The organism is Peptidiphaga gingivicola (genome assembly GCF_001652275.1).
Classification (GTDB): domain Bacteria; phylum Actinomycetota; class Actinomycetes; order Actinomycetales; family Actinomycetaceae; genus Peptidiphaga; species Peptidiphaga gingivicola.
In genome coordinates this window covers 13,763-32,442 of record NZ_LVZK01000002.1, presented here as the reverse complement: position 1 = coordinate 32,442, position 18,680 = coordinate 13,763, and the positions used below count along the sequence as shown (strand labels likewise).

Sequence of the window (18,680 nt, the reverse complement as noted above, 5' to 3'; positions counted from 1 at the left end):
TCGCCTCGCCCGGCCGAAGGCCTGTTTCGAATCGGCTAGGCGCCTGTGGAAACAGCTTAAGGCGACGCAGCGGACGCGTTTGAAGTTGACGCCGAAGGCTCCGAAATCTCGCGTGGGTCGGGCAACGCGAACGTCGCCCGACCCACATATCGCCTCGCTCTTGCAGTCAGCCTGCGACTGTCTCAGCTCAGCCGGCCTCGAACGGCCTTTGCCGCGCTCACGAGGTTCTCGAGGGTCGCCTTGGTCTCCGGATACGCTCTCGTCTTCAGGCCGCAGTCGGGGTTGACCCACACCCGGGAAGCCGGAATGGCCGCGACGGCGGCCTCAATGAGCTCGGTGAGCTCCTCTGTCGAGGGAACGCGCGGGGAGTGGATGTCCCACACGCCGGGGCCTATGCCGCGAACGTAGCCGTGCTCGGCGAGCTCGGGAAGGATCTCCATGCGAGAGCGCGCGGCTTCGATCGACGTGACGTCGGCGTCGAGGGCGTCGATGGCGTCGATGATCTGCCCGAACTCCGAATAGCACAGGTGGGTGTGGATCTGCGTCGAGGGCTCGGCGACGGCGGTGGCCAGGCGGAAGGAACCGACGGCCCACGCGAGGTAGGCCTCGTGCTCCTCCTCGGCGAGCGGAAGCCGCTCGCGCAGCGCCGGCTCGTCGACCTGGATGATTGCGGCTCCGCCGGCCTGGAGGTCGGCGATCTCGTCGCGCAGCGCCAGGGCGACCTGGTCGGCCACCTGGGCGATCGGAAGGTCGTCGCGCACGAAAGACCACGCGAGGATTGTGACGGGGCCGGTGAGCATTCCCTTGACCGGACGGTCCGTCAGGGATTGGGCGTAGGCCGTCCACTCGGTGGTCAGCGGCTTGGTGCGGGCGACGTCGCCCCAAAGGATCGACGGGCGTGTGCAGCGCGTGCCGTAAGACTGCACCCAGCCCTGCGACGTGACCGCGAAGCCCTCGAGCAGCTCGGCGAAGTACTGCACCATGTCGTTGCGCTCCGGCTCTCCGTGGACGAGGACGTCCACGTCAAGGCCCTCCTGAAGGGCGATGACGTCGGCTATCTCCGCGCGGATCGCCTCGAGGTAGCCCGCTTCGTCGATTTCGCCGCGGTTGAAGGCCGCACGGGTCTTGCGGATCTGCGGAGTCTGGGGGAAGGAGCCGATCGTCGTCGTCGGCAGCGGCGGAAGCCCAAGCCTCTCGCGCTGCTTCGGCTCGCGCTCGGCGTACTCGACGCGGGTTCGCAGCGACTCGTCGACGGCCGCGACCCTGTCGCGCACGTCTTCGCGGACGACGCCGGCGCTGCGCGAGCGCCTGGCGAGGATGTCCTCTGACCGCCTGACCTCGTCGGCGATCGTGCCCCAGCCCTCGGTGAGTCCCGCGGCCAGGACGACGACCTCGCGCACCTTCTGGTCGGCGAAGGCCAGCCACTCGTGGAGGTTCGCGTCCAGCTCGGGGTCGTCCCACTTTTCCACCTCGGTGTTGTACGGGACGTGCTGGAGGGACGTCGTGGTCGAAACGCTCACTCCCGCCGCGCCGAGGGGCTCGAGGGCTTGGAGGGAGCGCTCGGCCCGCCCGAGGTCGGCCGTCCAGATGTTGCGTCCGTCGATCACTCCGGCCACGAGCACGACCTCGGAGAAGTCGACGCCGGATCCGGCGAAGGGCGCGAGCTGGCCGGCCGCGGCGTGGATCGCCTCGACTCCCGTCTGGGTCAGGGCGGGGATCGCCTGGCTGGCGTCGCCGTAAGGCGTGGTGACGAGGATGTTCGGGCGCGGGTCGACGGCGGCGAGCTGCTGCCACGCCCGGAACGCCGCGGCGATGAGGTCGCTGCGCGCCGCCGGAAGGTTGTCGGAGGTCAATGCGGGCTCGTCGAATTGCACCCATTCGGCCCCCGCGGCGGCCAACTCGCCCAAAAGCTCGGCGTATGCGTCGACGACGTCGTCAAGCCGGTCCAGCGGCGAAAACTCGGCGGGGGCGCCGTCGGCCGCCTTGGCGAGCGCGAGGTAGGTCACCGGGCCGACCAGCGTGGGGCGGACGTCGAAACCCGCCTCCCGCGCTTCGGCGAAACGTTCGACGACGCCGCGGTCCGCCAGCCCGATAGGAGTCTCGGGGCCGATTTCAGGGACGAGGTAGTGGTAGTTCGTGTCGAACCACTTTGTCATCTCCTGCGGCGGCGCCGTGTCGTTGCCGCGGGCCAGGGAAAAGTAAAGGTCGTATCCCGTGCGCCCGGCAAAGCGTTCGGGAATGGCGCCGAGGAGCACCGTGACGTCGAGGACCTGGTCGTAGAGCGAGAACGATTCGGGAATCGAGGCGGCCTCGGTCAGGCCCAGCTCGCGCAGCCGCTTGTAGCTCGCCAGGCGAAGGCCGCGCTCCGCGCTCCGCAGCTCGTCCGCGTCGATTTTCCCCGCCCAATAGGATTCGACGGCGCGCTTGAGTTCGCGGGAAGGCCCGATCCTCGGGTACCCAAGGATTGTCGCTGAGGGGAAGCGGGGTGATGTCATGAGGATTCTCCAGGTGTTTGATAGGGGTTGACGGTCCGCTCGCGTCGCGGGCCCGCCGGTTGACGGACGACGTCGCGTTGCGGGGCGGGCCTAGCTTTCGGAGGGCTTGACGCCTGCAGAGGGCTCGACGCTTTCGGCAGGTTCGACGAGCCCGATCTGCTCGAGCAAGGCCAGGGCGGGTTCGGGTTTGTTGTACGTGTACAGGTGCAGTCCGGGCGCGCCGGATTCGAGGACCTCACGGGCGATGCGCGCGGCCTCGGCGACGCCGCAGAGAGAGGCGGCCTCGGCGTTGTCGGCCGCCCTCAAACGCTCGACGAGCGAATCGGGGGGCGTTATTCCGGTCAGATCGCACGTGCGCGAAAGCCTCCGAAGGTTCGAGGGGACGAGGAGGCCCGCGAGGATGGGTATGTAGACGCCGGCCTGCCGGGCCTTGTCGACGAAGGAGATGTAGGTCTGCGCGTCCCAGAACAATTGGGTGATGGCGAAGCTGGCGCCAGCGGCCTGCTTGAGCAGAAGGCGCTCGACCTCCTGCTCGGGATTCGTTCCGGCTGCGGGATTGCCCGAAGGGAAGGCGGCGACCGAGATCGTCAGCGGGCTCACGGCCGCGCGCAGAGCCGCCGACCCGTTCGCCGCGCAGCGCCGCGTCTCGACGCTGCGGATGAGAGCGACGAGTTCGGTGGCCGACGAGACGCCGCCCGGGGGCGGCCTCCAGTCGGGATCGTCGGCAGGCGGGTCTCCGCGCAGGGCGAGAAAGGTTCGGACGTCGGCGTCGAGGTAATCCTCTATCACCGATTCGACGGTGCGCACGGACGTTCCGACGCAGGTCAGATGGGCAATCGGATTGACGGGGGTGTCGCGGGACAGTCGCGTGACGATGTCTCGCGCGCTGAACCGGTTCTTCCCTCCCGCGCCGTAGGTGACGGAGACGAAATCTGGCTGAACTGCCAGCAGTCTGTCGATCATGGTCCAGAAGGCCGGCGTGTTCTCGGGGCGCCTGGGCGGCATGACTTCGAAGGAAACCGTTGTGTGCGCGCGGCTGTGGCTGCGTTCGCCGGAGGAGCCCCCTGTGACGGGCGCTGTGAGAGAAGGTTGAAACATGGGAGAAAGAGGCAACTGTTCACGTCCTAAGGCAGCGTCGCGAATGCGGCGTTCGGAAAAGGGCTTTGTGAGTTACCTAGGCATTCGGGCGCGCGCACTTCCGCGCTTGGCTGTACTCGGCGCACGCTTGATCGTCATGGCTCAATTATGCACGAGAGCGGGGTTCGGTGCATAAGCGGCGCGTATCGGCCCCGCGCGAGACGGATCACGCGAGCTCGGGCGCAAGGCAGGGCCTCATCGGCTCCGTGAGAGACAGACGCCGCAGAATTCGGAGGCGGCGCAAAGCTCGGCGCGGATGCCGCCCATTTTCCGCGTGCGGCCCGGGCATCGAGTGGATGCGCGGGCCGCGGAACGGAAACGATATTCAGTTGTGTCAAGGGGTCACATCTTCTTCAGTTGTTCACGAATGCTGGGCCACAGCGATTGGGCGGCGGGTGCGTCGACGGCGTCCTGGCGGAAGTACCACCAGAAGTATCCTCCGGCGTACCGCGAGCCGACGCTGTTCTTCATCTGCCCGTGCATGCCGTAGTAATAGTTCGCAAGGCGGCTCTTCTCGGCGAAGTCAGGCTCGGCGATCCCGTCATCCTCGGGACGCTGGGCGCCCACTTCGCCGATCCCCAAGTACGCGTTGGGGAAATACTCGCCCAAAGACTTAAGCGTCTTGGAAAGGTCCTGTGCAGACGGGTGTTGGCGCGGCGTGCAGGCTGTTTCATAGACGGAGAGGAAGACGTAGTCGATCTTGCTGAATTCGCTGCGCAGGGTTCGTGCGTACGAGAGGGTCGATTCCCAATCGTGTGTGTAGCAGTCGGAGCCAGACCAATAGTTGAGAGTGATTGCCGTCCTCCCGCCGTGTTTCTTCACGACGTCGTAGGCGGCTTTGGCCTTCGCGTTGATCTCACGGGGGGAGGAGCCGGTCCATTCCCCATTGAGCTCGTTGCCAATCTCCCAAATGCTGACCTTGTCGCCCAATGCCTTGAAGGCCTGCTCGGTTCGCGTTCTGATCCAATCGGCCGAGTGGTCGCTCAGCTCCTCGGAATCCAAGACTTCGACCATGATGTTCGCGTGGGGGGAAAGCGCGTCGACCGCTTTCTTGTAGTCTGCGACGGGAACTCCCGAATCCATGACAAGACGTACGGTCAAACGGGAATCGTGTGTTTTTATAACGGATACAGCCTTGCCAATGTCGTAGGGCGTATCTAATGTCACTCCCTTCAAGGGGAGCGAAGGCGCGGATGTGAGTGCCACTGGATAATCTTCGTCCTCGTTTAGATTGCTTCGATTGACCATGAAGACCAAGGCCGCTAAAGCCGTGACGACAAAGCCAACGAGTGCAAAACGGATCGGTTTGCTTAACGTCATATATATCATTCTGCCTCAAAGGGAGGTTGAAATGTGAAAACTGGGAAAAATTCACGTCAAATCCCTAAGTTTTTCGAGTCGTAACTCAGAATTTTCCCAAGCATTCGAAGGGTTGAGTGGAGACTTCAGCTGAGAAAGAACAGATTTGCGCGGGAAGCAGCGTTTACGTTTTCGGAGGGTCGGACGTGGCCTTCGCCGGCCGAAAACAGGATGGCGGCGGGGGAAATCACCGTACCAAAGCCGGAAGTGTTTCCGGAAAGTGCGGTGACTTGGCGATATCTTCGCGAATTGGCGCGGAAAACGATCCGGCCCCGTCGGGAATTCCGACGGGGCCGGGCGCTCAGGCTGCAAGCTCGGTCGCGTTTGCCTTCTCCCAGGCGTCTTGCGCCGCCTTCAAGCGGAATGCCGCGCGCTCTGCGCGGGACGGCGAAGCGTGACGATCGAGCGAAGCGAACTCAGCGCGAGCCGATTGCAACTCGGCTGCGGCGCGGTCCTTGCGCCGCGTTTCTTTCTCCTTATTCATTTGTACCTACTCCTCAACGGCGAACAGGTGAGGAACGCCGACACTTTCGTGCGTGCTTGCCGCTGGCGGCAAGCCAACGGCTGAGCGCCCTGCTGCGGCGCATCGTCTACGCAACGCAAGCGACCCTTTTCATATTCCGTTTGCGTAGAAGGTATAAAGTACACTCGTGCGCGTGCAATTGCAAGCCAGTGGCGAATGTCGCATTGGCACAACAGTGTTTAAAGTCTTGGGCGGCGTAGTGTTGAACGGCTACGTCGTGAGGAGAAGAAGGCAACTATGCGGATAAGACAATTCATCGGCCGTCGAGAGTGGTTGCTTGCCGCGATCGCCTTCGCGACCATCGTCTTGCAGGTCTACTTCGACCTCAAGGTTCCCGAGTACATGCAGGAGATCACCAAACGCATCGTCACTCCGGGGACTCGCATGCAGGACGTCCTTGGAGAAGGCTCCCTCATGCTTGCGAGCGCGCTCGGCTCAATGGCCGCGATGGTGGCCACGGGATACTGCACGGCCGTCATCGGAACGAGGGTCTCCCGCAGGATGCGCGCCGACGTCTTCGAGAAGGTTCTGAGTTTCTCGCTTCCCGAAGTCGGGAAATTCGGAACGCCCAGCCTCGTCACCCGGTCGACCAACGACGTCAACCAGGTGCAGCTCTTCATCGTCATGGGCGTCCAGATGCTCGTCAAATCCCCGATATTGGCGGTTTGGGCGATGACCAAGATTTCCGGCGCGAACGGGACTTGGACGGCGGCGACGTCGATCGCCGTCGCCGTGCTCGTCGTTCTGCTGGGCGCCGTCACCGCCGTCGTGATGCCTCGCCTCATGCGGATGCAGAGAATCACCGACGACCTCAACCGGGTGACGCGCGAACACCTGACTGGCCTTCGGGTGATCCGCTCGTACAACGCACAGAGGTTTCACGAAGGCAGGTTCGAGGAGACGAACGCGGAGCTGACCCGCAACAACACGCAGGTGATGGCCGCTTTTGCGCTTCTCATGCCCGCCCTGACGGCGCTCATGACCGCCTTGACGCTCGCAATCTACACACTGGGCGCCGGGATGATAGATTCTGCGTCCGGCGCCGAGAGGATCACCCTCTTCACGCAGATGGTCGTCTTCTCGGCCTATGCCTTGCAGATCGTCGGCGCCTTCATGATGCTGGCCTTCATCTTCGTGTTCCTCCCGAGGGCGAGGGTTTCCTGGAAGAGAATCCTGGAGGTTTTGGACGCGAAGCCCTCAATCCGGGACGGCGGGGCCAGCGTCGGCCGCTCGGGCTTCAAAGGGACGGTGGAATTCAAGAACGTCTCCTTCCGCTACCCCGACGCCGAAGACGACGCCCTCAAAGAGATCTCCTTCACAGCGGAGCCGGGCCAGACGGTGGCCGTCATCGGTTCGACCGGATCGGGGAAGTCCTCAATCGTCAATCTCATTCCACGCTTCTACGACGTGCGCGAGGGGCAGGTTCTCTTGGACGGGCGCGACGTCCGCGAGTGGACGCAGGAGGCGCTGCGCAATCGAATATCGCTCGTTCCGCAGAAGGCCACCCTGTTTTCGGGGACGATCGCCTCAAACATCGATTACGGGAAGGGGACGAAAGAGCTTGCCCCCGCCGACGTCGTCGAAGCCGCACGCGTGGCGAACGCCTCCGAATTCATCGCAACGAAAGAGGATGACTACGCCTCGGCCGTCGCGCAGGGCGGATCGAATTTCTCGGGCGGACAAAAGCAGAGGCTGTCGATCGCGCGGGCCGTGGCCCGCGACGGCGAAGTCATGATCTTTGACGATTCATTTTCAGCTCTCGACTACAAGACGGACCGCGACGTGCGCGCCGCGCTGCGAGATGCCGCAGCGGGCGCGACGATCATCATCGTGGCCCAACGGATCGGCACCGTCCGAAATGCAGACAAGATCCTCGTCGTCGACAAGGGGAGGATCGTCGGCATCGGAACCCACGACGAGCTTTTCGCGAGCAATCCCGTGTACCGGGAAATCGCGCTGTCCCAGCTGAGCGAGGGGGAGCTGGCATGAGCGAAGGCAAGGAAACCTCAAAGGGCCAGGGCGCCGTGGAGGCTTTGGGCGGGGGCACCGCAAAGGCCTCGAGCGGCGAGCGCGACCTCGACTCCGTTCGGCGCGGCCTGGAACTGGCCCGCAGCAATCGCGAAAAGGGCCTTTCCGAAGGGGACAACCTCCCATCCGGCGTCTTCGGAGGGGAAGGCGGCGGCGTGGACCGCAAGGCCATAGGCGCCATGGGCCCGACCGTCAAAAAGCTTCTCGCCTACGCCAGGCCGGTGCGGTTGCTGCTCGTCGCCGCGACGTTCATGGCCGTGGCGGGTGCGGTGCTCACCGTCATCGCGCCCGAGTATCTGTCCGACATCACCGACGAGATCGAAAAAGGGCTCGCGGGGCGCGTGAATATGGACGAGGTGCGGAGGCTGACTCTCATCTCGGTTGCGATTCTCGTAGGATCCTTCCTCTTTAACTTCGTCGAGGGCCTGCTCATGGTCCGTGCTACCCAGTGGACCGCCCGAAAGATGCGTTCGGACCTCGACCGCAAGATCGACCGCCTGCCCTTGGCGTACTTTGACAGGCAGTCGGTCGGCGACACGCTTTCCCGCGTTTCCAACGACGTCGACACTCTCTCGCAGACTCTCAACAACTCGGTCGCATCGATCGTCAGCGGGGTCATCACGATTCTCGGCTCGGCGATCATGATGTTTGCGACCGAGTGGAGGATGGCGCTTGCGGGTATCGGCGCGGCCCTCATCGGCGTCTTCGGCTCGGGGGCGATCATGGGCGTCAGCCAGAAGCACTTCGTCGCTCAACAGCGGCAGCTGGGCGCCCTCAACGGACACATCGAAGAGACGTACTCCGGCCATCCGGTCGTCCGCGCGTTCAACGCCGAGGAGAACGCGCGCCAGGAGTTCCACGAGCGCAACGACGCCCTCTACACGAGCGCGTGGAAGGCGCAGTTTCTCTCCAGCCTCATGTGGCCGCTCATGGGATTCGTGGGCAATCTCGGGTACGTCGTCGTGTGTATCGTCGGCGCCGTGCTCGTCCTCAACGGAACCGTGGCAGTGGGCGTCATCGTCGCCTTCATGGTCTATATCCGCATCTTCACCAATCCCCTCGGGCAGATGGCCGAGGCCGCGACGTCGTTCCAATCGGCCGCTGCGGCAGGCAACCGGGTGTTCGAACTGCTGGACGAAACCGAGATGGACCCCGAGTCGGACAAGCCGGCTGGCGTTCCCAAGGTTAGGGGCGACGTCGATTTTGACCATGTGAAGTTCGGCTACGTCGAGGGGCAGGAAGTCATCCACGATTTTTCCGCGAGCGTCAAGGCCGGCCAGAAGGTCGCCATCGTCGGTCCGACCGGCGCCGGAAAGACCACGATGGTCAACCTGCTCATGCGCTTCTACGAGCTGTGGGACGGCGAGATCCGGATCGACGGCATTCCGACGTCGTCCATGCGGCGCGAGGACGTCGACGCCCTCTTCTCGATGGTCCTTCAAGACACGTGGACTTTCGAGGGGACGCTGCGCGAAAACGTCGTCTACCGCAGCGAGGGGGTCTCGCCCGAGCGCCTCGACGAGGTCATGGACAAGGTCGGGCTTTCCGAGCTCGTCTCGCAGCTGCCGCAGGGATACGACTCCGTCCTGTCCGAGCAGACCACGCTTTCCGCCGGGCAAAAGCAGCTTGTGACGATCGCCAGGGCGATGCTCGCCGACAATCCGCTTCTCATCCTCGACGAGGCCACGTCTTCAATCGACACCCGCACAGAGAAGCTCATTCAGGAGGCGCTCGACACGCTCACGAAGGACCGCACGTCCTTCGTCATCGCCCATCGGCTCTCGACCATCCGCAACGCCGACGTCATCTTCGTCATGCGCGACGGCGACATCGTCGAGACGGGGAACCACGAGGAGCTCCTGGCCCGCGGAGGCTTTTACGCGGAGCTGTACAACTCGCAGTTCGACACCGACGGCTGACGAGCCGCGACGTCGTCGCTTCGGCTTGGGTCTCCTGCGCTCGCGGTTTGAAGGAGGCCCCTTTCCGGCGTTCAATGCGCGCAGGAGAAGGCCCGTTTTCGCCGTCCGTCCGGTCTTGGCCGGGCTGGCTCAGGTCCGCGAGGGACCTCGGCCCGCGACGGCTCGAACGACGTCGTCTGCGTTCACTCCCGGCTGGAAGTAGACGGACACGCGATAGTTCAGCCTGCCCGATGCGAGCCAGCCCCGTTCGGGGAGGCCGGCCGCCTTCCGCCAGGAGCCGCCAATCGAAGGCGCAAAGGCGTCGGCGCCTTCGACGTCGACATCGACGTCGGTGACGACTAAGACGTCGGCCACGTTGACGGCCTCTGCGTAAAGGGCGGCTCCTCCGATGATCCAGGCCTGTTCGCAGTGCGACGCCGCCTCCGCCGCCTCGGCCAGGGATCGGACGGCCTCTGCGCCGTCGGCGGCGAAGCTCGGATCGCGAGAGAGGACGATGTTGCGGCGGCCCGGAAGCGGGCGAAATCTGGGCGGCAGCGACTCCCAGGTTTTGCGGCCCATGATCACCGGATGCCCTGAGGTCACCCGTCGAAAGAGCGCGAGATCCTCGGGGAGGCGCCACGGCAAAGCGCCGTCCTTCCCTATGGCCCGTTCGCGGCCCTGCGCCCAGATCGCCCCGAGAATCATGCAGATCCGGCCGTCATACGGCCACGGGGGCGTGGAGCTTGGGATGGTGCCGATACCCCTGTGAGGCGTCGATGTCGTCCATCGCATACTCGAATATCGACGGGGCCTTCCTCAGGCGCAGCGTGGGGAAAGGATAGGGTTCGCGCGTCAGCTGCTCTTTCACCTGCTTGACGTGGTTGAGATAGATGTGGCAGTCCCCGCCCGTCCACACAAAATCGCCGACATCTAAGCCCGCCTGCTGAGCCATCATGTGCGTCAGCAGGGCGTAGGACGCGATGTTGAAGGGGACGCCGAGGAAGAGATCGGCGCTGCGCTGATAAAGCTGGCACGAAAGCCTGCCGTCGGCGACGTAGAACTGGAACATCGCGTGACACGGCTGCAGCGCCATTTTGTCGAGGTCGGCCGGATTCCAGGCGCTGACCACCAGTCGGCGCGAATCGGGATGCGCCCGCAACTCGCCGAGCACCTGCTCGATCTGGTCGATATGGCGACCGTCGGGCGTGGGCCAGCTTCGCCATTGATAGCCGTAGACCGGGCCGAGCTCGCCGGCGTCGTCGGCCCACTCGTCCCAAATCGTTATTCCTCGCTCCTGGAGCCAGCGAACGTTCGTGTCGCCCGAAAGGAACCATAGGAGCTCGCCTTTGACGGCCTTCATCGCCACGAATTTCGTGGTGATGCGTGGAAAGCCCTCGGCGAGGCGGTAGCGGATCTGCCGCCCGAACACGGAGAGAGTCCCCGTGCCCGTGCGGTCGCCTTTCTCCGCCCCGTTTTCCAGGACGTCGGCGAGCAGATCCTCGTAGGCCCGATTGACCGTCATGAGCCCTGTTCTTCGATGACTTCCTCGACCAGCTTGGCGTCTTTGGCAAGCAGGCGATCGACCATTCCGGCGGCCCTCTTCTCGATCTTCCCGCCGAGGAGGGGGATCTTCACCTTGAGGGTGGCAGAGAGGTCGGCCGTCGTGGTCGCGTCGCCGGAAAGCTTGAGGGCCGCCGAAACTTCGGCGGGCAGGCCGTGGGGATCGACGGTGTACGTCACGCTGTCGCCCGACGCGACGGTGGTGATCGTCACTTTTGCGCCGTTTCTTGCGAAAGTTCGAGCCTTGGAGGGGAGCCGTTCAGCGGGGACGTTCACCACGGTCGTGGCCTTGGATCCGTCGACGGTGTGCGTGTAGTCGTCAACGCGTGCCAGCTTGGCCCGCTTGGCCGCCAGCTCGGATGAGAGAAGCGCCTGCGCGACGGCGCTCGGGCTCGCGTTGTACGTCTGTGTGGTAGAGATATCCATGCCATCTATTGTGCACGACCGCGATAGGCTAAGGCACATGCCTTCGCTTTCGAACATGCTCGCCCGCGCTCGGCGCCTCACCACGGCGGACCAGGACTGGATTCACCAGCTTGTGGGGGATTGGCAGACGATAGCGGACGTTTCTTTTTCGGACCTCCTTCTCGTCGTGCAGGACGTGGGCGGCTGCACAACCGTGGTGGCGCAATGCAGGCCCGCCACAGCGAGCACCTTCTACGAGAACGACATCGTGGGGCGTCAGATCGAGCCGTGGCTCGCCGAGGCGATCGACGAAGTCCTCGACGACGGCGTCGAACGCTTGATCCCCCGCCAGGGGTTCAACCTCAAGGTGGTTCCTGTTCGCCGTGAGGGAAAGGCCGTCGCCGCGCTGTGCATTACGGAGGCCGACTCGTTGGACGTCGTTCCGGTCCAAGTTCCGGCGCTGACCACCAACTATTCGACCATCTCTTCGCATCTCGTCCACATGGTGACGACGGGCGAGTTTCCCTTCGACGGCAGACCGACAGGGTACAGGCACGGCACTCCGCGCGTGACGGACGGATTCGTCCACCTCGATCCGGAGGGCGTCGTGCTCTACGCAAGCCCGAATGCTGTCTCCAACTACCATCGGCTCGGGATCGGAGGGCCAATCGTCGGCAGCCTGTTGGCCGAGGTCATCACGGACGTCATAGAGGACCACAGCGTCGTGGACGAGGCGCTTCCCGTCGTCGTCATGGGGCGGGCGCCGTGGCTTGCAGAAGTTGAGGCCCACGGCGTCATCCTTTCGCTGCGGGCGGTGCCCCTGACGGACAAGGGAAGGAAATTGGGCGGGATCCTTATGTGCCGCGACGTCACAGAGGTGCGCCATCGCGAGCTGGAGCTGCTGACCAAGGACGCGACTATCCGCGAGATCAACCATCGGGTGAAGAACAACCTCCAAACGGTCTCAGCCCTTTTGCGCATGCAGGCGCGCAGCGCCGACGTGAACGCGGAAACGAGGCAGGCCTTGGAGAACGCCCAGCGGCGCGTGGCGACGATCGCCCTCGTCCATCAAACGCTCTCGGAGACGGTCGAGGAAAACGTCGATTTCGGAGAAGTGTTCGGCGCGCTGCTCAACCTTGCGCGCGACGTCGCGGCCACTGACGTGTCGGTGACCACGCACCTTACGGGCGATTTCGGCAAAATCGATGCGACGAAGACGACGTCGCTTGCCGTCGTGTTGACCGAGCTTGTGTCCAACGCCGTCGAGCACGGCCTGGTCGACGGCGGTCACATTGAAGTGACGGCTGACCGGGACGGCGATCGCCTGACGATCGACGTCGAGGACGACGGTTTGGGAATAGCCGGCGGCGGGCCCGGCAAAGGGCTGGGCACGAAAATCGTCAAAACGCTGGTTGAGGCGGAACTTCGCGGGTCAATCCAGTGGCGCTCGCGCCCGGGCGGGGGCACTCGGGTTCATATCGAGGCGTTCGTCGGCAAGTAGAGGGGCTCATGGGCCGCCAAAACCGCCTGCGGCTGGCAGGGGCGAGACTGCCGAGTGAGGCCGCGCGGAAGTCAGCGGCGCTGCGGAGCGCCGCCAGACCGCGGTTCCTAGGTCAGACTAGAACGGCGTGCGCGTGCCGTCCTGCGCTTGAGCGAACGCCGCTCTTCTTCGGAAAGCCCGCCCCGTACGCCAGCGTCCTGGCCTGTGTCCAAAGCCCATTTGAGGCAAATGTCCTGGACGGCACAGCGATTGCAAACTCGCTTGGCCTGCTCGACCTGCGCGATGGCCGGGCCCGAATTGCCTATAGGGAAGAACAGCTCCGGGTCCTCAGTGAGGCAGGCAGCCCGGTGACGCCAATCCATATCGATGTATCTCCTTCGTGTGTTAGCACGCCGTGCGTGATGCGTGCAGTTAATAAGGGTGGCAGGTTTGAGCCTCCACGTAAAGACCTTTTTTCGTGATGTTCGGCCTTCCTTATTCTCACGAGTTGGACTTGTGGTCCATTAGCCTTGTGGACTGGGCCAAATGTCTCCCTGTTAACGTCCTTAAAGTGAAATAAATCACTGCACCGATTGTTGTCGCTTCGGCAAGGAGAACGCAGACGAGGCCAAGGGGCGGAAGGGCGCCTTCCACTGCGCCGCCCATGCACGAGAAGAATGCGGCGCCCACGCCCGAGGAAACGAGGATGCCCAGAAGCGCCCCAAGGATCATTCCCGCGGATGTGAGCGCGCATTGACGCGAAGCCTCCGCGCGCCTAATCGAGCGTCCGGACGCGCCTATCGCGCGAAGAATCTCGAAGTCACGCCGTTTGGCTGAAAGCGAGAGAGCGATCGCAAGCGACGCGCCAAGGCCGGATGCGACGGCCAGGCCTGCGAGCGCCCCGGTCAGCAGACGCGCGATCGAGTCGACGGCGGCGGAATAGGCGGATCGTTGACGCAGCAAGGAAGACGTGACCTTTGCCAACACGTCGCCGCTGGCTTCGTTGACGTCGTGGGCGATGGATCGGACCTTTTCAACCGTCGGCTCGTCGCCGCGCGTTCTCAGCCACAGGGCTGCGGGCGTTCCGACGTCGTCGAGCTTCCGCAAGTCTTTGAGCGAAACCGTGGGGGAGACGACGCCGCCGAAAGCGACCGAGAGCCTCAGCTTCTTGCCGTCGCGCCCTGTCACGGCGATCGTCCTCTTGGCCGTTTTCGCCGTGCGCATGTGCTCGGGAAGGGTGACGGTTCCGGCTTTCTCGTACGCCGCACGCGAATCGCCTCGCAGGGCCGACGAGGCGCGAACCGGATCGACGGCGGAAAGGGTGAGTTTGCCGAAGTCCGAATCGACCTTGGTTTCGTAGACCGGCACGACGGCGGCGACGTTGGGATTTGCCGCGGCGGCCTTTTCCTGTGAAGCCGTGATTCCCAGGCCGACGCCCTCCGAGTCGGTCGCCTGGCGCACGTCGACGTCGCGCGGGAAGGAAGCGTCGATGGCGGCGAGCGCGTTTGCGTGGGCGACTCCGATCGTGACCGCCGCCGACGACAGCAGGAAGGTCGAGGCAAACAGCGTCGCCATGGCCGCCCGGGCGAGCTTGCCCCTCGTTCCTTGTTCACGCGCGTCGTGGAAGGCAAGGCGGACTCGGTTGCGTCCGCCGCCCAGGCTTCCGACGAAAAAGTTCGCCAGCGGAATTCCAAGCCTTCGCGCCACGGAGGGCGCGAGCCCGACGATCCCTCTGAAAAGGGCGAAAGCGCCGATGACTACGAGCAGCGGCCCTTCACTGCCGCCCGGATTGGAGAAAAAGACCCCCGTGAACGTCACCGCGACGCCCGCTCCCACCAAACCGAAAGCGACGGTGGGCCGGATGGTCTTTCCGTCGCCGGGCGCGGCTGCGAGGGAATCGTCGGCGACCTCCAAGGGGGCGACCTCGCGAGAGCGGAAAACGAAGGGGACGGCGGCGGAGACCGCGACGAAGGAGCCTGCGACGAGAGCGAAAAAGCCGTAGAGAGGGTTCGCTTCGATCCCCGCGGGAAGCACGGCAGAGGCCGGATCGCCCAGAACGAGCCGCGGCACGAGCTTCGTCAAGCTCACGCCGACAGCCGCCCCGATGGCCGAGGCGACGGCGCCCACCGTGACCGCCTCCCAGGCGATCATCTTGCGTATGCGGCGCGAAGACGCTCCGAGGGTCGCCAGGAGCGCGAGCTGACGGCGTCGGGAGGCGCCCGCCGCCCGGAAGGCGTTCCAAGCGACGGTCCCCGCCAAACCCAGTGCGAACAGGGCAACAGCCAGGGCCATGGCGGCCGCGCCGAAGCTCGCGCGCGAAAGGCTTTCGCCGAGGCCCCGCTCGTCTTCGCCGAGTCGGGATTCGACCGAGGCTCCGGGAATCGCGGAAAGATCGGCGAGCATTTCGGCGTCCGAATGGCCGGCGGCGCTGATGGCGTAGACGGTCGTTTCGGCGTCGGCGGGCGGGCGCCCCTCCCGGTTGCGCCACTCTTTCGCGGCCTCGGGCGTGATGTAGCCGGCGAACGAATGCCCGCCTCGGGCGACGCGGTGGAGTTCCCTGTAGACGCCCGTCACTCGCATGCCTATGGAAAAAGACTGGGAATCCGAGGAATCGGGGGTCTTGTAGTAGACGGTCACCGTCATGGTGTCGCCCGCCTTGAGGCGCATCTGCTGCGCCGTCGTTTGGCTTATGGCGATCTCGTTCGTCAGCCTCGGCGTCTTTCCCTCGAGCAGCCGGTAGAAGCCGAAGCGCGCATTCGGTGTCTCGGTCACCGACAGACCCTTCGAGGCGGTGGTGCGCGTGATCGCGGCACGGTGAACCTGCTGGGAGTAAACTTCCCCGACGGATTTCAGGCGTTCGACGGACTTCGCGACATCCCGATCTTGAGCGGTCTCGGCCAACGTGACTGCAGCCTGTGCCTGCCCGAATTCGCCCGCGGGCGCGGCCGGAAAGGCCGTCCTCATATAACTTGCCACGGCCAGGCACACGACTGTCAGGGCGCTCGCGACGGCAATGGCGAGCGCCGCCAGCAGGTACCTGAGCCGGTTGGCCAGAATCGAGCCGACGAGTTGGTCTATCATCCCGGCCCCGAGCGTAGGCTCAGCGCCTCAAGGGCGGTGAGGATGGAAACTGGAGTGGGGTCGGATATCTCGCCGGCGACGCCGCCGTCGGAGAACAGGATCACCCGCTCGGCCAACGCCGCCTCTGCCAGATCCTGGGTGGACATGAGCACTGTCTGCCCGAATTCCCGCACACATAGGCGCAGCAATTCGACGATCTCCAGCGAGGCCCTCGCGTCGAGGGAATGCGCGGGATCGTCGGCCAAGATGATCGCGGGGCGCCCCAGGATCGCGCGGGCGACGGCCACGCGCTGCTGCATCGCCCGCGGAAGGCGGGCCGGAAGCTCGTCCATGGCGCCCGCAACGCCCATGGTCCTGACCACCGAAGAATACCAGCCTTCGTCGAGCTTCTCGCCCCGCAGCCGCATCGGGAGCTCAATGTTTTGGCGTGCCGTTTGATGGGGCAGGAGGTTCTCCCCGGGGAAGACGAATCCGATGTGTTCGGAACGGATCCGGGCCAGCGCCTCCTCGTCGGCGAAGGGGAGCTTGAGGTCGGCGACCGTCACGCTTCCCGACGTCGGGGCGTCCAAGCCTCCCGCGATGTGCAGGAAGGCAGACTTTCCCGCGCCGGACGGCCCCAGGATCGCGGCGAACCGCCCCCTGGGGAAGGCGAGGCTCACGTCGTTCAAAGCACGAACGGCGAGCGGGCCCTCGCCGTAGACCTTTGTCAGCGACGACGCCGAGAGGATGTCGGTCACGTCAGATCGCCCGGACGAACGAGGCCGGCTTCATAAGCGAGGACGACCGCCTGAACGCGGTCGCGCGCGCCGAGCTTGTAGAAGATGTGGCCGATGTGGGTCTTGATCGTGGCTTCCGCAACCGTCAGGGTCTTCGCAATCTCGCCGTTGGTCAGCCCCTGCGCAACGAGCTTGAGGACCTCGATCTCGCGCTCGGTCAGCCCGTCGAGGATGTGCGGGTCGGTTGCTCGCATTGCGGTGGCCTCCTTGGCCAGCTTCTCGACGAGCTTCTTCGTCGACGACGGGCCGATCACGGCGTCGCCGCGGTGGATCGTCCTGATCGCCTCGAGCATTTGGTCCGGCGGCGCGTCCTTGACTAGGAATCCCGAGGCGCCGGCCTGGACGGCGCCCATGATGTACTCCTCCTCTTCGAACGTCGTGAGGATGAGGATCTTCGGGGAAACGCCGGTGGGAAGCGGTTTGGAGGTGATCGTCGCCGTCGCCTCGAGCCCGTCCATGACGGGCATCCTAATGTCCATGAGGATGACGTCCGCGGGCACGACGGTCAGGCGTTCGAGGGCGATTTTGCCGTTGCTCGCCTCCAGGACCACCTTCATGTCGTCCTGGGAGTCGATCACCATGGCGAAGCCCGTCCGCACGAGGGCTTGGTCGTCGACGAGACCCACGCGGATTTTAGATACCTCAGTCATGTTCGCTCCTATTGCTGTTGTCGAGGTGAGGAATCGGAATGGATGCGAGGACGCGGAAGCCGCCTCCGGGGCGTGGACCGGATGTGACGCTCCCGCCGAATGCCGACGCCCGCTCCGACATCCCGATGAGGCCGTGGCCCTTCCCGTCGCTCGGGGCCGCGGCGCCGCGCCCGTCGTCGTCGACTTGCAAGAGCAGGGCCGCATCGGTGGTCTGAAGCAGCACGGTGATGTGGGGCGTCGGGCCCGCGTGTTTTAGAGAGTTGGTGATGGCTTCCTGGCAGATTCGGTAAACCGCGTTTCCGACGCCGACGGGAAGGGTGCGCGACTGCCCCGTGCGTACGAAGGAGACCCTGACGCCCGAATCGCGCACGTTCCGCACGAGCGTTTCCAGATCGCGCTCAATGGGCTGGGGAAGGGTCGGCTGCTCGTCGCCTTCGGACTCCCGAAGGACGCCGATGATCGAGCGGATGTCTTTGAGCGCGTCCCTGGCCATGTCGGAAATGGTCGCGAGGGCGCGGGTGGAGGCTTCGGGGTCTTTCGTCGCGGCGTAACGTCCGCCGTCGGCCTGCGCGATGACCACCGAAAGCGTGTGCGCGACGATGTCGTGCATTTCCCTGGCGATGCGCGAGCGCTCCTCGAGCACTGCCAGTTCTCTCTCGGTCTTCGCGGCGGCCTGCGCGTCGCTGGCAATGCGCATGAGCGAGAGCATTTTCGCCAGCTGTGAGCGCCTGGCGAGGGCCAGGCCGTAGACGGCGAGGGTTACGGCCATGATATACGTGACGATTCCCAGGAACGGGCCCCACGTCGCCCAGTCGTTGCGTATCGCCCCGCCCATCGTGAGAGTCGGGATCGCGATGAAGAACGACCCGAGCAGTGTGAGGCTCAGAACAAGGCGGTGGGCCCACACGGGCCCGTAGACGGTCACGGCGTAGACTGCGGCCACCACGGCGAAATCGGCGAGGGTGATGTTGGCGGGCTCGAGGAGGAGGTGCACTCCGGCTCCGCAGAGAATTGTCAGCGCGCTCGGCACGGGGTGCGTGCGCCGGAAGGCCATGGGGACGGCGTAGGCCAGCCCGATGAGAAGGTTGGCAAACCAGCCGAGCCCTTGGCGCTCTATCGGAAGCTGGGTGAAGGGGATGAGAAAGGGAGTTGGCTGGAACCAAAAAAGGAGTCCGACGAGTAACGCGGATACGACGTCGATGGGGCTAACCCCCTTGAACGTCACATAGCCACGCCACACTTGTGCCATAGACACAAGGATACGGTCAGGCAGCAGAAAATAGGTCTA

15 protein-coding genes are annotated in these 18,680 nt (G+C 64.6%); 3 read left to right on the top strand and 12 right to left on the bottom strand.

Annotation, left to right across the window (positions count from 1 at the left end):
* Positions 1–182: 182 nt before the first annotated feature.
* The 4 genes from metE to A4H34_RS07995 form a co-directional block, all read right to left on the bottom strand.
* Positions 183–2,495 (bottom strand): 5-methyltetrahydropteroyltriglutamate--homocysteine S-methyltransferase, encoded by a 2,313-nt coding sequence (gene metE, locus A4H34_RS08010; RefSeq protein ID WP_009200199.1) that lies wholly within the window; start codon positions 2,493–2,495, stop codon positions 183–185.
* A gap of 90 nt (positions 2,496–2,585) precedes the next feature.
* Positions 2,586–3,593 carry a methylenetetrahydrofolate reductase gene (locus tag A4H34_RS08005; RefSeq protein ID WP_082903162.1) on the bottom strand — a complete coding sequence of 336 codons (1,008 nt, stop codon included), beginning with the start codon at positions 3,591–3,593 and terminating at the stop codon, positions 2,586–2,588.
* A gap of 381 nt (positions 3,594–3,974) precedes the next feature.
* On the bottom strand, positions 3,975–4,733 hold the full coding sequence (locus tag A4H34_RS08000; RefSeq protein ID WP_231871003.1) for a Tat pathway signal sequence: 759 nt from the start codon (positions 4,731–4,733) through the stop codon (positions 3,975–3,977).
* Positions 4,734–5,292: 559 nt separating this feature from the next.
* Positions 5,293–5,475, bottom strand: coding sequence for a hypothetical protein (locus A4H34_RS07995; protein ID WP_009200202.1), 183 nt, complete (start codon positions 5,473–5,475; stop codon positions 5,293–5,295).
* Between the two features lie 276 nt (positions 5,476–5,751).
* Between A4H34_RS07995 and A4H34_RS07990 the strand changes: the two genes are divergently transcribed.
* Both A4H34_RS07990 and A4H34_RS07985 read left to right on the top strand, forming a co-directional pair.
* On the top strand, positions 5,752–7,503 hold the full coding sequence (locus A4H34_RS07990; protein WP_064231748.1) for an ABC transporter ATP-binding protein: 1,752 nt from the start codon (positions 5,752–5,754) through the stop codon (positions 7,501–7,503).
* Positions 7,500–9,461 (top strand): ABC transporter ATP-binding protein, encoded by a 1,962-nt coding sequence (locus A4H34_RS07985; protein WP_009200204.1) that lies wholly within the window; start codon positions 7,500–7,502, stop codon positions 9,459–9,461. The genes A4H34_RS07990 and A4H34_RS07985 overlap by 4 nt, the downstream gene beginning before the upstream one ends.
* 129 nt (positions 9,462–9,590) lie before the next feature.
* Here A4H34_RS07985 and A4H34_RS07980 read toward each other — a convergent pair whose 3' ends face one another.
* From A4H34_RS07980 to A4H34_RS07970, 3 genes are read right to left on the bottom strand one after another with little or no spacing between them, the layout of a single operon-like run.
* Positions 9,591–10,145 carry a dihydrofolate reductase gene (locus A4H34_RS07980; protein WP_009200205.1) on the bottom strand — a complete coding sequence of 185 codons (555 nt, stop codon included), beginning with the start codon at positions 10,143–10,145 and terminating at the stop codon, positions 9,591–9,593.
* Between the two features lie 13 nt (positions 10,146–10,158).
* Positions 10,159–10,962 (bottom strand): thymidylate synthase, encoded by an 804-nt coding sequence (locus A4H34_RS07975; protein ID WP_009200206.1) that lies wholly within the window; start codon positions 10,960–10,962, stop codon positions 10,159–10,161.
* A complete protein-coding gene (locus tag A4H34_RS07970; protein ID WP_040323706.1) occupies positions 10,959–11,426 on the bottom strand; it encodes a DUF2505 domain-containing protein in 468 nt (155 codons plus the stop codon). The genes A4H34_RS07975 and A4H34_RS07970 overlap by 4 nt, the downstream gene beginning before the upstream one ends.
* 37 nt (positions 11,427–11,463) lie before the next feature.
* Here A4H34_RS07970 and A4H34_RS07965 point away from each other — a divergent pair, with 37 nt between their 5' ends.
* Complete coding sequence (locus tag A4H34_RS07965) at positions 11,464–12,906, top strand: sensor histidine kinase (protein WP_064231747.1); 1,443 nt, start codon at positions 11,464–11,466, stop codon at positions 12,904–12,906.
* Positions 12,907–13,013: 107 nt separating this feature from the next.
* Here A4H34_RS07965 and A4H34_RS07960 read toward each other — a convergent pair whose 3' ends face one another.
* From A4H34_RS07960 to A4H34_RS07940, 5 genes are all read right to left on the bottom strand, one after another.
* Positions 13,014–13,268, bottom strand: a complete 255-nt coding sequence (locus A4H34_RS07960; RefSeq protein ID WP_064231746.1) for a WhiB family transcriptional regulator — start codon at positions 13,266–13,268, stop codon at positions 13,014–13,016.
* Positions 13,269–13,386: 118 nt separating this feature from the next.
* Complete coding sequence (locus A4H34_RS07955; RefSeq protein ID WP_064231745.1) at positions 13,387–15,966, bottom strand: FtsX-like permease family protein; 2,580 nt, start codon at positions 15,964–15,966, stop codon at positions 13,387–13,389.
* The gene (locus tag A4H34_RS07950) at positions 15,963–16,703 is read right to left on the bottom strand and encodes an ABC transporter ATP-binding protein (protein ID WP_009200212.1); all 741 of its coding nucleotides are present in this window, start codon (positions 16,701–16,703) and stop codon (positions 15,963–15,965) included. Before A4H34_RS07950 ends, A4H34_RS07955 begins: the two co-directional genes overlap by 4 nt.
* Positions 16,700–17,392 (bottom strand): response regulator, encoded by a 693-nt coding sequence (locus A4H34_RS07945; protein WP_009200213.1) that lies wholly within the window; start codon positions 17,390–17,392, stop codon positions 16,700–16,702. The genes A4H34_RS07950 and A4H34_RS07945 overlap by 4 nt, the downstream gene beginning before the upstream one ends.
* On the bottom strand, positions 17,385–18,641 hold the full coding sequence (locus A4H34_RS07940) for a sensor histidine kinase (RefSeq protein ID WP_009200214.1): 1,257 nt from the start codon (positions 18,639–18,641) through the stop codon (positions 17,385–17,387). The genes A4H34_RS07945 and A4H34_RS07940 overlap by 8 nt, the downstream gene beginning before the upstream one ends.
* Between the last annotated feature and the right edge of the window lie 39 nt (positions 18,642–18,680).